Origin of the sequence: Sulfitobacter sp. PR48 (assembly GCF_028807335.1) — a bacterium.
Taxonomy (GTDB): Bacteria; Pseudomonadota; Alphaproteobacteria; order Rhodobacterales; family Rhodobacteraceae; genus Sulfitobacter.
The window spans coordinates 1-14,146 of record NZ_JARAMM010000041.1; the positions used below are offsets into that span (position 1 = coordinate 1).

At 55.8% G+C, this 14,146-nt stretch carries 10 protein-coding genes and 4 pseudogenes; 6 read left to right on the forward strand and 8 right to left on the reverse strand.

Annotation, left to right across the window (positions count from 1 at the left end; genetic code table 11):
• Positions 1–259 precede the first annotated feature (259 nt).
• A complete protein-coding gene (locus tag PVW51_RS23690; protein ID WP_274578140.1) occupies positions 260–1,252 on the forward strand; it encodes a nucleotidyltransferase family protein in 993 nt (330 codons plus the stop codon).
• A 189-nt stretch (positions 1,253–1,441) separates the two neighbouring features.
• Positions 1,442–2,141 (forward strand): annotated as a pseudogene (locus PVW51_RS23695) (IS6 family transposase).
• A gap of 303 nt (positions 2,142–2,444) precedes the next feature.
• Here PVW51_RS23695 and PVW51_RS23700 read toward each other — a convergent pair.
• The 5 genes from PVW51_RS23700 to PVW51_RS23720 form a co-directional block, all read right to left on the reverse strand.
• Complete coding sequence (locus PVW51_RS23700) at positions 2,445–3,650, reverse strand: FAD-dependent oxidoreductase (protein ID WP_274578141.1); 1,206 nt, start codon at positions 3,648–3,650, stop codon at positions 2,445–2,447.
• Positions 3,647–4,456 (reverse strand): ABC transporter permease, encoded by an 810-nt coding sequence (locus PVW51_RS23705; protein ID WP_274578142.1) that lies wholly within the window; start codon positions 4,454–4,456, stop codon positions 3,647–3,649. The genes PVW51_RS23700 and PVW51_RS23705 overlap by 4 nt, the downstream gene beginning before the upstream one ends.
• Positions 4,449–5,216, reverse strand: coding sequence for an ABC transporter ATP-binding protein (locus tag PVW51_RS23710; protein WP_274578143.1), 768 nt, complete (start codon positions 5,214–5,216; stop codon positions 4,449–4,451). The genes PVW51_RS23705 and PVW51_RS23710 overlap by 8 nt, the downstream gene beginning before the upstream one ends.
• Before the next feature lie 65 nt (positions 5,217–5,281).
• A complete protein-coding gene (locus tag PVW51_RS23715; RefSeq protein WP_274578145.1) occupies positions 5,282–6,301 on the reverse strand; it encodes an ABC transporter substrate-binding protein in 1,020 nt (339 codons plus the stop codon).
• A 33-nt stretch (positions 6,302–6,334) separates the two neighbouring features.
• Positions 6,335–7,009 (reverse strand): GntR family transcriptional regulator, encoded by a 675-nt coding sequence (locus tag PVW51_RS23720; protein WP_338019778.1) that lies wholly within the window; start codon positions 7,007–7,009, stop codon positions 6,335–6,337.
• A 73-nt stretch (positions 7,010–7,082) separates the two neighbouring features.
• On the opposite strand from PVW51_RS23720, the gene PVW51_RS23725 reads away from it, so the two are divergent.
• Positions 7,083–7,862, forward strand: coding sequence for a shikimate dehydrogenase family protein (locus PVW51_RS23725; RefSeq protein WP_274578147.1), 780 nt, complete (start codon positions 7,083–7,085; stop codon positions 7,860–7,862).
• Between the two features lie 456 nt (positions 7,863–8,318).
• Here PVW51_RS23725 and PVW51_RS23730 read toward each other — a convergent pair.
• A pseudogene (locus tag PVW51_RS23730) lies at positions 8,319–8,951 on the reverse strand (tyrosine-type recombinase/integrase).
• A 623-nt stretch (positions 8,952–9,574) separates the two neighbouring features.
• On the opposite strand from PVW51_RS23730, the gene PVW51_RS23735 reads away from it, so the two are divergent.
• The 3 genes from PVW51_RS23735 to PVW51_RS23745 all read left to right on the forward strand — a co-directional run bounded on the left by PVW51_RS23735 (position 9,575) and on the right by PVW51_RS23745 (position 12,140).
• Positions 9,575–10,332, forward strand: a protein-coding gene (locus PVW51_RS23735) for an IS5 family transposase (RefSeq protein ID WP_274578149.1) whose coding sequence is annotated in 2 segments (ribosomal slippage) — positions 9,575–9,911 and positions 9,911–10,332 — 759 coding nt in all. Because the reading frame shifts where the segments join, the coding sequence is not laid out codon by codon here.
• Positions 10,333–10,627: 295 nt separating this feature from the next.
• A complete protein-coding gene (locus PVW51_RS23740) occupies positions 10,628–11,863 on the forward strand; it encodes a hypothetical protein (RefSeq protein ID WP_274578150.1) in 1,236 nt (411 codons plus the stop codon).
• Positions 11,844–12,140, forward strand: a complete 297-nt coding sequence (locus PVW51_RS23745; RefSeq protein ID WP_274578151.1) for a hypothetical protein — start codon at positions 11,844–11,846, stop codon at positions 12,138–12,140. The genes PVW51_RS23740 and PVW51_RS23745 overlap by 20 nt, the downstream gene beginning before the upstream one ends.
• Positions 12,141–12,322: 182 nt before the next feature.
• Here PVW51_RS23745 and PVW51_RS23750 read toward each other — a convergent pair.
• Both PVW51_RS23750 and PVW51_RS23755 read right to left on the reverse strand, forming a co-directional pair.
• A pseudogene (locus PVW51_RS23750) lies at positions 12,323–13,705 on the reverse strand (IS1182 family transposase).
• Positions 13,706–13,816: 111 nt separating this feature from the next.
• Positions 13,817–14,146: pseudogene (locus tag PVW51_RS23755) on the reverse strand (hypothetical protein); the annotation flags it as partial.

Below are 14,146 nucleotides of genomic sequence, written 5' to 3' on the forward strand. Positions count from 1 at the left end.
CACCGCATCGGGCCAGCTACCCGAGCGCTCCGAGGGGGTTATTTTTGCATGCCGATAGGGGGTCAAGTTTGCGTGCCGATTGACAGAAGACCGCGGAGACGTGATTAATAAGGGTCGCCTTCAGGCGGCCCTTTCGTTGTTTCTCTTGGGCGTGGAAGTTCCCGGAGGGTTATGCCTAGCAATTTCATATTTTGATAGGTATATCCGTGCCAAGCAAAACTTGGAAATGATTGGCATGACTTCATTCAGCAGTATCGCGATGAGCGCCTATACCGACCTGGTGCGCCTTCTGAAGGATGACACCTTGTCCGCAGTTGAAGGCAAACCAACGCTCAAGGAGCGCGGCGCCAAGGCTTATTGGTACGCTGCGCGACGCGTCGGGACGGAGATGCGGTTCATCTATATCGGCGAGGACAACGACGAGACGCGTGCACGCATTGACCGGATCGAGGAGCTGCGCGCGACTGCCAAGGACCGACAGGCGGAACGGTCGCGGCTTGTTCGGCTCTTGCGCGCCGAGGGCATAACGCCCACCGACCGGGCGACCGGTTCAATTCTGTCGGCCATGGCTGCCGCAGGGACCTTCCGACTGGGTGGCACCATCGTCGGGACAAACGCATTCCGGCTCTATGAAGGTGAGCTTGGCATCCGGTTGCCCTTGGGTGGTATGGCCAATACCGGTGATATCGACATTGCCCAGTTTGAAAAGCTCAGCGTCGCACTGGAGGATCAGGTCGATCCGGGTCTGGCCGAGACCTTCTCGGCGCTCAAATTTGATCCCTTACCGGCTCTTGACCAAGGTCGGACCTGGCGGTGGGCCCAAGGCGGCAGTGGCCAGTTGGTCGAGTTTCTTACACCTGCCTTCGGGGATGAGACTATCCGCGATCTGCCAGCATTGGGCGTGAACGCCCAAGGATTGAACTATCTCAACTTTCTGATTGCCGAGCCGATCCATGCAGCGGCGATCTATCGATCCGGCGTTCTGGTGCAGGTGCCGCGCCCGGAAAGATATGCAGTCCACAAACTGATCATCGCTGATCGGCGGCGTGACGGGGCGGGGAGCCTCAAATCCGCGAAGGACCGCGAGCAGGCGGCCTTCTTGATCGAGGCGATGGCCGAGGACCGGCCAGATGATCTGTTCCGGGCCTATGCCGCCGCGTTAGAGGTCGGCCCACGGTGGCGCGAGCACATCGGCAAGTCGCTGAAGCGGATGCCTGAGACGAAGGCAATCATAGACTGCTTGGGTACGTAATCGCCAAGACCACGAAATTTGCCGTGATTGGTGCTCCTGGCAGGCCTCGCCTGGAACCCTGGATCAACGGGCTGAGACGGCCAGCACCGTCATCGCTCTACCCGGTCCGTCAGAGTGCGGCCCATCCGGTGTTGTCACATTAATGGGCCTGAGGTTGCTGATTCATTGATCTCGTCTTGGGCGATGCCGATGCAGTCAGAGGTAATCAGCTACAAACGCCATCGGTTTCCGCCCCAGATCATTGCTCATGTTGTCTGGCTCTACCTCCGGTTCAACTTGAGCCTGCGCGAGGTCGAGGAGATGATGCTGGCACGTGGCGTGGACGTTTCGTTCGAGACGATCCGGCGCTGGACCGTCAAGTTCGGCCCCTGATCGCCCACGTTCTTCGGCGACGGCAACCGAGGCCCAGCGATGTCTGGCACCTAGACGAAGTCGTCGTGAAGATCGCGGGCCGGTCATACTGGCTGTGGCGTGCCGTCGACCAATACGGTGTCGTTCTTGAGGAAATACTGCAATCGAGACGAGACAAGCGCGTCGCAAAGCGGCTTTTGATCGAGCTGATGAAACATTGGGGTTTCGTGCCGAAAAGGATCATTACCGACAAACTGCGATCCTATGGCGCCGCCAAGCGCGAGGTCGCGCCTGGTCTTGATCATTGGTCGCAAAGGGGCTCAACAACCGAGCGGAGAACAGCCACCTGCCCTTCAGAAAACGAGAGCGAGTAATGCAAGGCTTCCGATCGCCTGGTGGATTGCAACGCTTCGTCGTCATGCAGTCCGCAACTCGAAATCCCTTCTCTGTCCCAGACCACCGTCGTTCCGCTCTTACCATACGCTACCATCGGCTCGAAGCTTTCGAGGCGTGGGAAACCGCGGCAAACGTCGCTTGATCAGTATCCTAACCTGCAGACTGGGCGAGATAATGTGACAACACCCCCTGACCTTCCAACGCGACAATCCGACTGTCCGGAAGCGCATCATTCAGCGCTTTGGCCGACGCGGTGAGTTCCGTGGGGCTGTTTCCCCCATCACCAACAAAGTCTCCACCGTCAGACCATGAAATCGTTCGGGTTCAAACACGTAATCCCCGTCCGCCAGCTCCCGTAGCGCGGTATGTGCTGCCGGACAGTCAGAATATGCTCAGCAATGACCGCAGTTCGCCGACATTGAGGGACAGGTCCACATTTCCCCAATCATGATACCTGACTGGCGGCTCGGCCTGCGGCTTCTCCTGTGGCGAAGGCTGTACCCATGACGCGGATGGATCCATAAGCCATATCATCTGCCCCGATCAGCCGACCGGCATAGAAGACATTGTCGAGTCCCTTGGCGCGCAAGCAATCCAGCGGGATATCGGCAAATCCATCGCCTCCGACAGAATGATAAACCGGTTTTCCCGGCACGGAATGATCTTCGATCGGCCAGGCTGCTTTGGCGACACCATCGCTGCGCTGGCGGCCTGAGCTCAGGTCCTCGACCGTCAATTCATAGCGCGCAGTTGGATGGCGGCTTTCGCGGATGCCGATTTGTGGTCCGGTTGAGCTCAGATAGGCTTGCTCAAACCCAGGCACATGTGCGCGGAGCACCTCGGTGTAATCATGCGCTGCGCCACGCGCGGCCTGCTCGGCACTGGTAAAACTCTCGGACGACAGATCTGGCATCGCGTGATCAAACATCATCCACCACATCTCGCCAGTACGAGGGACCTCGGTGAATATACCACCATCGGTGCGTGCGGAGGGGTACTGGCCCGTGCGGTTGTAAATCTCGAAGCCAGCAATCAGCGCGTCACGGTCGATTGGGACGGACCGGTCTCGGCCTCCAATGCAAATGGGGGCAGAGGCCGCCTGCAGGTGGCCGCGATCATTGCCGATCCGGCACGTGAGCCCTGCCAGCATTGAAAGGTTGGCATCTCCTGTCGCATCGACGAAGGCCTGTGCCGCGACCCGCCTCTGGCCTTCCATCCCCGCAAGGGTCACCGATTGAATCCGGTCCGCTGTGCGGGTGACCGCCGCCACGCGGGTGTGCAGCAAAACATCAACGCCCGCTTTGGACAAGACGCGGTCCAGCGCCAGCTTCACAGACTCCGGTTCCAGCAGAATGATCCAGTTCAGCGTCGTGGGAGAGCAAAATGGCTCACAATCCAGTCCCAGTTCACGCAACTCGCCCAGCACAAGGTCCGCGACCCCGCCGACCGCCTTGATCGGCGTTTCGCCTTGTTGAAAGAACCCGCAATAGGCCAGCACGTTCGATGTTGTCGCAGCTCCGCCCAGAAAACCGTATTTCTCAACCAGCAGCACATCAGCGCCTTCGCGTGCGGCCCCCAAAGCGGCCCCAACGCCACCTGCTCCGCCGCCTGCGACGACGACGTCATAGTCGCATTCGGGTTTGCGGCTCATGCCCGCCACCCCAGAAGGCAACGTTCGATAAAACCGATGACTGTGCTGAGGATAACACCCAGCAGTGACAGGATAACGACGCCCGCGAAAAGGCGCTCAAGATCATAGAGCGAACCAGCCTCGAGGATATAAGCACCAATCCCGTATTCCGCGCCCAGCATCTCGGCGGCGACAAGCAGGATGATGGCAATGGCCAGCGAAATCCGCAGCCCCGACAGAATGCCTGGCATCGCGCCCGGCAAAACGATCTTGCGCACGATGGACAGCCACGACAGCCCAAAACTCTGGCCCATGCGGATAAGGGATCTGTCCACGTTATCCACGGCGCCATAGGTGGCCACGACCGTGGGGGTGAAGGTACCAAAGGCGATCAGCGCGTATTTGCTGGCCTCATCGATTCCGAACCAGATCACAAACAGCGGCAAAAGCGCAATTTTGGGGATCGGAAAGATGGCAGCCACAAGTGGCACCATGCCTGCGCGGACATAGGAAAACAGCCCGATCATGATGCCGACGGCGATGCCAATTGAGGCCCCGATGGCGGCTCCAACGGCCAGTCGGCTGAGCGAGGGGATGAGATGTTTAAACAACAACCCGCTTTCCCAAAGCTCCCCAAACTTGGCCAAAACGTCTGATGGTTTGGGCAAGGTCAAGGACGATATCCATCCTTGCCGGGTGCCGATCTCGGTTATTCCGATCAGAAGAACAAAAACGAATAGTCCGACCCAACGGCGCGCCTTGGGGGCAAAGCCGCCGCCGCGAAACCGGACTTCAATCGGCTGGGTTGGGATCGTTGCATCAGACATCTAGAAGTTCCTCATCCGCCGCGCGGGCTTCATCGCGCATCATGTCCCAAAGGTGTTTCTGGGTCTGTTCCAACTTGGTATTTCCGTGACTGCGATCCGCCAGTGGCATATCAATTTCGACGACTTCGCGGATTTCACCGGGTCGGCGCGAGAGGACGACAATGCGGTGGCCCAACCGGACGGCCTCGGCAAGGTTGTGGGTCACGTAGGCCGCGGTAAAGGACTGACGCGTCCACAGCGCGACAAGATCGTCCATCAGCAATTCGCGGGTCTGGCTGTCCAGCGCAGAGAGGGGTTCGTCCATCAGCATCACCGCTGGTTTGACAGCAAGCGCACGGGCAATCGCGACGCGTTGTTTCATCCCGCCCGAAAGCTGGCGCGGCAGAGCTTTGCTAAAGTCACTCAGTTTGGTGCGCGCAAGAACGTCCGTGATGATCGCATCCGCTTGCGCCCCTTTAATCCCGTGATCCTCAAGAACGAGCGATATATTTCCCTGAACGGACCGCCATGGCAGCAGCGCAAAGTCCTGAAAGACATAGGTGAGTGGGTTTAGACAGCCCTCAGGTGGGGAGCCCAGTTGCAGGACACGACCCTTGGAAGGGCGTTCAAGCCCGCCGATGAGGCGCAACAGCGTGGATTTGCCGCAACCCGATGGACCGACAAGGCAAACGATTTTGCCGTCTGGAATGTCCAGCGAGATGTCACGCAGAACCTCCGTATCGCCATAAGAATGGCTGATCTCGTCCAAGCGAATGTCCATGAACTTACCCTGAATAGAGAAAATTCAGCTGGCCGGACGACGCCGGCCAGCTGAAGGTTGGGGCCTTAGGCCTCGAATGTTTCGACGTAACTTGTGTCTACAAATGTATCGAGGGTGATATCGCCGTCGATCAAGCCTTCGGACTGGAACCAGTTCAACTGATCCTGAACCGATGCAACGTTCATCCGTGCGCCTTCGTTGATCCGCATTGTGCCATTGATAATCGACGGCGCGGCCTTGGCGCGTTCACGGTCGGTGTATACATACTTGTGGATCAGATCGACCATCTCATTCACGCCATCCTCTCCGCCGGACTTGTCGATCATGGCGGCGTTGTAATCCGATGCACCCATGCTGAACGCTTGTAGGAAGTCCGACGTCTGCTGCCGTTCGTCGTTTGCATTCGTGGCAGACGTGAACACTGTTGTGACCTGATAGTTCGGCAGGTAGTCGGATACGTTGCCAATGATATGAACCGCACCGGAGCCCGCCAATGGCTTGGCGATATGCGGCACGATGGACCAGGCATCAATCTGGCCTGACTTCAGCGCACCAATGATGGCGCCGATTTTTTGAAGCGGCGTAAACGACATGTTGATGCCTTCCGCTTCAGCCACTTTCGAGCCCATGTAGTGGAAGGACGAACCTGCCGTCGAGATGCCGAACTTCTTGCCATCCAAGCCCGCAGGCGAGGTGAGACCCGCTTGAAATGCTGCGTCGGAGGCGAGGATTTTCTGACCGTCAATGCCCGGCTCTTCGCTGAGCGCGCCGCCGATAACTTTGATCGCGCCCTTGTCGGCAAGAGAGATCAAACCGCCAGAGATCGCCGTCACGGCATAGTCGACATCGCCGGAGGCAATCGCGACAGCCATCGGCTGCGCCGCTTGGAAAAACCGCAGTTCGACATCAAGGCCTGCCTCTTGGAAGTAGGAGCGCTCTGCCGCGATGAAACTGGCCGAGTGCGACGTGAAGCGAAGTGCCCCGACGACAATTTTCTTGTTTTGCGCAATCGCGGGCGCTGCAAGGCTTGTGGCCGCCGCGGCACCGATCAAACCCATTGTTTGACGTCTGTTAAAAGTGACCATTGTTTCCTCCCTAAATGATCCGTTTCGTTATTTTCAGGCGCCCAAGTCAGCACCAATCTCGTCTTCCAGAATGCCCACCGCGCGCGTCTCTTCCCGCGCAATAATAGCCTCCTGCAACTGTGTCCGGCGGGTCGCGCGGGCTGCAAAGTCGATGCGCCCCTCGCGCAATAGCGCCAGTCGAAAGCGCCGCGACTGGCCGTAAAACTGCGCCGCCATGTCTGTCAGCCGTGGCGATCCGCTGGCGGACATCAGTGCCATGCTCTGGTCGCGACAGGCTTCGTCCCACTCCAGCGCCGTCACATCATCGGGGCTTTCCTGCACAAGAGCATCGGCGCGACGAACGGTATGCAAAGCAGCGACAACGCGGCTCTCCCAAGCCACATCACCTTGTTTCAATGACAATTTGAGACCAAGTTTTTCAACTTCCAGCCGCACCATAAGAATGTCTCGCAGATCATCCTCTGTCGCCGATGTCACCCGAAATCCGCGCTGGTTGGTCGCCTCTACCACACCTTCAGACGTCAGGATCCGCAACGTTTCCCGCATGGAATGGTTTGACCCACCATAAGACTGGCGCAGATCGGTAAGTTTGAGCTTCTGGTCAGGGCGCAATAGCCCAAATGAGATGTCGCGCCGGATCGCAGAAGCGAGCATTTCAACAACGGTATCGTCTTCGGACTTCCGACCACCAAAAAGCAATTTACCCACCTTTTTAAAATATGTTGGATATTATTGAGAATTTTTTTAATAGTGAGTCAACACGTTTCTGGAAAGATCAGTGATGGCCATCACCGGAACCACCCAAATTTTCCCGATCATCGGAAGCCCTGTGTCTGGCGTTTTTTCCCCACCTGCGTTCAATTTTTTATTTCAAGATAGGGGTTTAGACATTGCGATGGTCCCGATGGAAATTCCTGCCTCGGCGATCAGCATGTTTTGGGATCTTTTGCGCAGCAGCGGCAACATGATTGGCTGTTCGGTCACCTACCCGCATAAACAGGCGGCCTTTGCCGCAATGGATGACTGTACGCCGCGCGCTGCGCGGCTCGGCGCTGTAAACACCGTACGATGCGAAAACGAACTATTGATCGGGGATGCGACGGACGGTTTGGCGATGTGCGCGGCGATCGATGCAACAGGGATTCCGATCAAAGGCGGCGTCGCGCATATCCTTGGGGCCGGTGGAGGTTCGGGGATCGCCATCGTCGATGCGCTATGTGAAAGGGGCATCGACGAACTGATACTTGACGAAACAGATCCTGCGCGCGCCGCGGCTGTCCAAAATCTTGTGGCGCAGTTTTGGCCAAATGTGAGGGTCTCGGGCGTTTCCAAGCCTTCTGCAATCTTGATCAACGCCACGACGCTCGGAAAATCTTGCGCGGATGCGCTGCCATTCTGCGAAAAAGACATCAAATCTGCAGCGTTGGTTTGTGACGTCGTTACCTGCAAAACCCCTACGCAACTTTGTGAAATCGCGAAATCAGGTGAAGTCCCAACAGTGTCCGGCCATCAAATGGGACAGGGTCAACTCGACGTGCAGCTGGACTTTCTTTCGGGGTGAAAGCTGGTCGAATAACCATTCTTTAACCGCGTTCAAACACGTTGAAGCCGCTTTAGTTCGCGACCTTGTCGGGACTTTTTAATTCAAACCAGTCGTCACTATATTTCGCCCTTGCCTTCAGTCATTTATGATGGATTGCATACCTTGTTTGCGACATGTGAATCTCCGCACCGTTAGGCGAAGGGTCAATTCAAGGCGCGGCTAGGTTGATCAATTTGAACGACTGCTTTGGTGAACAATGCTGCGCCGCCAAACTATCATCGCCGCAGTTCCGAGCAAATGCTGCGTCAGCAATAGCCGCGTGTGCAAAAGGCTGCAAAGTCCGCACTTCAGATCTTGGACAACATTGAGATTGAGCAGTTGCCGCGAAAGGCGGCTTTGCCGGTTGCGGCCTCAGAACCTTGACCGGTAAGTGAAAGGCAGGTTTGGGCCGTCCGTGTCGAACGGCCCAAACGCCTAGATTTCTATAGCTTCCGATATTGCCAGTGCGTCTTCAAGCTCGACACCCAAGTATCTGACGGTGCTGTCCATTTTCGTATGTCCTAGCAGAAGCTGAACGGCACGCAAGTTGCCCGTCTTCTTGTAGATCTGGGTGACCTTCGTGCGTCGCCTTGAATGAGTGCCGTAGGCTGTGACTTCCAACCCAATCGACGAAACCCAATGCCGCACGATCCGTGAATACTGACGCGTTGATATGTGGAGTCGCTCCTGGAAGCGGCCGGGCCAACGATATTCTGACCCAACCATCATTGGATCTTCCATCCAATTTGTGACGGAAGTACGGGTGCCTGCAGAAATCTCAAACCGGACCGGTTTTTGCGTTTTGCTTTATAGGACGGACGCTCGTTCTTTAATCCGGCCGGATGCCATGACATCAACGACCTTCATGCGGACAAGATCACAGCCGCGCAGTTTGCTATCGATCGCCATGTTAAACAGGGCGAGTTCGCGATGGTTTTCAGCCAACTCAAGCCGCACACGGATCGCCCAGACGTGTTTGGGTTTCAACGGACGCTTCTGACCGACGATGCGGCCTTTGTTCCAAGCGGGCCGAAGCGCGCGAATGGCCGGTAGATTTGGTGTTTGCATGAGAGATCCTCCTATCCACCATACCCTCCCACAGCGGCAACCCAACGTTGACACAGCATCATATCATAAGATGATGCGGTGCAACCGATGGCCGGTTCGAGGCCACTTTGACCGATGCTGCGTCGTTCCTGAGCGGCAGCTATGCGCAGATATCGACGGTTGCAAAGTCCGGGCCGCAGGGCCTCGCTGGATGGCAAGGACGGCCCAGACCTGCCTTTCACCGACCGGTCAAGATGCTGCGGTCGCAGCCCGCATTGCCGCCGTTCGCTGCGGTCGCGAAATCAAGACAACGGCGAACTGGTAGTCTGCGTGACTTAGCGTGCTTTCGCTGCGCTTGTTCTAAAGTCGGCTTTGGCGAGTCATTTGGAGTCAAAACCTGCGGCCTGTAAGCGCCATTGCTCCGATCGATATGGTTACTTCCCTAGTTCGGTCGTACCTGGCTATATGATGCCGATGGTCTGAGGGTTGCCCAACGCGTTTAATGCTAAGTGAAGCCGCTATAACCAGCAAAATTCGCGCAATGTGACTATTCGAGCGGTGCGCAAGGGGAACTTTCCTAGGGTCAGGATGCATTGATTTCGTCCGCGCGGCGTGATTCACGGCTTCAAAAATGGAGCGGTGACATGAGCGACCTTTACTGGCTGACCGACGAGCAGATGGCCAAGCTTTCCCCTTTCTTCCCGAAGTCGCACGGCAAGCCGAGGGCCGATGACAGACGGGTGTTGAGTGGAATTATCTTTATCAATCGCAATGGGTTGCGCTGGCGGGATGCGCCGCGGGAATATGGTCCGCACAAGACGTTGTACAGCCGCTGGAAGCGTTGGAGCGAGAAAGGCATTTTCGCGCGGATGATGGTCGGACTGGCGGCGGATCACGGCGAAGAGAAGACCGTGATGATCGATGCGACTTACCTGAAGGCACACCGAACAGCGACCAGCATGGGCGTGAAAAAAGGGGGCGTGGTCGCCTGATCGGTCGAACGAAGGGCGGTATGAACACCAAGTTGCATGCAGTCTGTGACAGCCAGGGAAGACCGATCGACCTGTTCGTCACGGCCGGACAGGTCGGCGATTACATCGGCGCACGGGCCCTGCTCAGCGGTTTGCCGAACGTCAAATGGTTGCTGGGGGATCGCGGTTATGACGCCGACTGGTTCAGAGAAGCGTTGCAAGACAAAGGGATACGCGCATGTATCCCGGGCCGGAAGCAGCGCAAAACGACCGTCAAATACGACAAACACCGATACAAACGGCGCAACCGCATCGAGATCATGTTTGGCAGGCTCAAAGACTGGCGGCGTGTAGCTACCAGATACGACCGGTGTCCGAAGGTTTTCCTTTCAGCAATCGCCCTCGCCGCCCTCGTCATCTACTGGTTATGAATCCTGACCCTAGCGATTGTCGAGTTCGTGAAGAACTAAACCCATTACCCATAAGGCAAACGTACCTAGTCTGCAGCGAGCCGACGTTTAGTGCGATCAAGGAGTGTCTCCGTGACAGGACCAAAGTTGCGCTTTCGAGGGCAGACGGGAACCGACTGTTTCAGATATTTGAGGACGGCCAACAACTTTCGACAGGTCTAAATGTGATCTTAGGTGACAGGTCATCTGGAAAGTCCCACACTCTTGAGACGCTGAAAAACGATTTCCTGAGGCGCACCATATCCGGCAATTTGCATTGGTCGCGAGAGATTCGGATGAAGATGAGAAAAAGTTCAACTCGTACCTGACACGTAAGCAGGGCCTTTTTTCAAAAGACTATCTTATCGCTTTGCAACAGGTGATTGAAGATGTTCTGGATATCGACTTGGAAGACGATGAGCGTCGGGTTGAAGCATACATTTCTTCACTATTAGACTTTGCCCGGGAGCTTGAGCGGCACGACGCTTTTTCCAAGGCTAAGATCTACAGTGAAGACCTATATCCCGACCGCAACCTTAAAGGTCTCCGAGACCTAATTGCGTCAACCAAGAACCTGATTAGCAACGTTGAGTTCAAGGAAACCATTGCCAAACACTTGGCTCGCGAGAGCCTTGTCGCTCTCTACGTCGACCTCATGCAGCAATATGCGCGGCAAGAAGAGCTGCGCCTAAAAAGGGTCTGGGTAAACGACCTCGTCCAAAGCATCAAATCCAAGCTCCAGTTTCGATCCGCAGCACCGAAGATTTCTGACGTCGAGTTGTATGACGTGGCTCTAAACAAAAGGAAGATCGACAAATTCGGAGCCATCGTCAAACTGGCGCAAGTGCCCAAGACGCCACTGCGGAAAAGTATGCGTGGGTTCTCCGTTGTAGCTGAAGTTGGGCCTTTTACGGGGGTCCAAGAAATGTGGAATGTGTTGAGGCGACGCACAGCATCATTCGCGAGTGCCTTCAAGTCATACGAGGAGCCATACAACTTCCTTCAAGAGTTGAAAGCAATTGGGGGCGACGTAAAACCTCCTGATTTTTTTAAGTTTTTCGTTAAAATCGACTATCGCATCCTCAACAAAGATGGCTTCGACGCGTCGGGTGGCGAGAGGTCAGAATTCTTCCTTCTCGACGAGATCGAAGGCGCTGCGGATCACGAGATGCTATTGATCGATGAACCTGAGTCATCGTTCGATAATTCTTTCTTAAAAGACGACGTGAACGCCCTGATCAAAGAAATGGCAAAGAAGATGCCGGTTGTAGTGGTGACGCACAACAACACTGTCGGCATGACTATCAAGCCTGATTATTTGCTATTCACCCGCAAGAGCATTGAAGATGGCAATATCGTCTGGCGCGTGTATTCAGGCTATCCGACTAGCAAGAAGCTGACAGCCCCCGACGGCGCGAAGGTCGATACGATCGATGTAGTGCTTGGAAGCCTCGAAGCGGGTTCAGAGGCATATAACGAAAGAAGGCAGAGCTATGAAAATCTTAAAGATTGACAACGGGAATGGTTTTTTCTACCTCGATCAAGGCGGTGATTGGCAGCCTATCGATACGATAGACAAAACCGCATTGCTCAAGCTCTTGGACGTGTACCTTGAAAACGATGTGGCCATGGACTCGCCTGACGACCAGAGCTTGAGCAATCAGGCTCATGCCATCATCTATCGTGGAATCTTTGATAAGTTGTCACAGCTTGCCGACGAAAAGAGCAGGTTTAAGGACGAGAGCGAAACCCTCTATCTCGATGAGATGGAGAAATACGCTGCTCAGTGAATAGTTTATTGCTGCGTTTTGCTTCTTAACTCTTCCGGTGTTCCACGAATGTCCGTTCTCGCTTGCCGTTCAAGTTCCGTTGCTACCGCAGCGAACGGCCGCTTCCCGCCCATTTTGTGGAAGTACTAGCGTTTGCGCGCGCAGAAATATCCGTTCTGAATTCGGCGCAAGCGCCTTTCTTGTCAGGCTTTGCGCAGTTGCTGCGGTGCAGGAAGGATCTTGGCTAGTTTGCGGAGATTTTGGGCGTGGCGGCGAGGAGGAATTCGTCATTCGCGCCGCACGGCCCGCGTAATCGTAGTCGTCCCGGCCCGAGAATGCGTTTGAGGTGGGCGAAGAGCATTTCGACCTTCTTTCTGAGCTTCATCGCGATCTGGTATTCTTCGGTCTTGGCCAGATCCCTGGCGACCTGACGCGCATCTTCGTGCTCTTCGCGGGTGAACTTGCGCGCATCAGCGTTGGGGCAGCATTTTTGCTTGGACGGGCAGACCTGGCAGACTTCTTTCAAGGCGCGATAGCGGGCTGTGCCCTTGCCCGTCGGTCCCCGGTTCGGATCAGAGTAGTTCCGGCGGAACTGCTTGAGCGCGTGACCTTCGGGGCAGATATATTGATCATTCTCTGCATCCCAGTCGAAATCTGTGCGTGTCCATGTCCCATCGGGGCGTCCGGCCTTGTCAATCACAGGGATGTAAGGATCGATCTTGCGCTCCACGAGCCAGCCGAGCATTGGGCCTGAACCATAGGCTGTGTCGGCGATCATCCAGTCAGGGACCAAGCCGAACTTTTCTTTCACCCGCGTCAGCATGGTTTTTGTCGATCCAACCTCGGCTTGCCGGATGGAGCGTGTGGGTTCCACATCCAAGATGACACCGTGATCCGTGTCGATCAGGTAATTGTCGGAATAGCTAAAGAATGCAGGGCCTTTGCGGGCTTGTCCACTGACTGGCGGGATCGGAATGCGAGGTGAACTTGGGTTGGACATCGCTCGCCGCGCCGAAGGCTGCCTCGTCGAGCGTGTCGAGATACTCTCGAACTGCGCGGGGTGCATCTACGGCATCGATGGACGACGCATCCCATTCTTCCTTCGGTGTTGAGTTTTGCTTGTTCGCATCGGCTTCGATCAGACTGGCATCGACTGCCATGCGCTGACCGCTGGCGAGACCTTCCTCGATACAGCGGGCGACGGTCGTCTCGAACAGGTGTCGCAGAAGTTCGCTGTCGCGAAAACGCCCATGCCGGTTCTTGGAAAACGTTGAATGATCCGGGATCCTGTCGGTCAGGTCGAGGCGGCAAAACCAGCGATACGTGAGGTTCAGATGTACCTCCTCGCAGAGCCGCCGCTCAGACCGGATGCCGAAGCAATATCCGATCAGCAACATGCGGATCAGTAGTTCAGGATCGACGGAAGGGCGGCCCGTGTGGCTGTAGAAATCTGCCAGATAGGCGCGAGCGCTGCTCAGGTCGACGAAACGATCAATGGATCGCAGCAGGTGATCTTGTGGGACATGATCTTCCAGCGAAAACTCGCAAAACAGTGTCGCCTGCGCTTCTTGCCTCGGTCCCAACATCGCCGAATCCCCCCACAATACGGGAATTGAATCAGTAGTTTAGGCCGCGATCAAGGAAGAGTTTTTCAACAAAATACGCCCCTCTTATTTGAAGGGGCAGCACCTTTGACCTTATCTTCTGTCGCTCAATGCCTCGAAAATACTGTCGAGGATCTTGGCTTTTTCACTTTCTGACAAGTTTCTTGGGTCAATTGTTCTTTTGCTTCCAATGCCTTCCAAAACCTCGAAGCGCTTATCATCTGGCATGATGCCATAATGGCGCTCAGTGGTAAGCTCACTGTCGTGACCCATGTTGAGAGACCATGCTTTGCGCTCTTCGTGGGTAAGAGAACGGATATCTCGTTCAGCGCCGATGGTGTCAATCGGCACGCAAACTTGACCCCCTATCGGCATGCAAAAATAACCCCCTCGGAGCGCTCGGGTAGCTGGCCCGATGCGGTG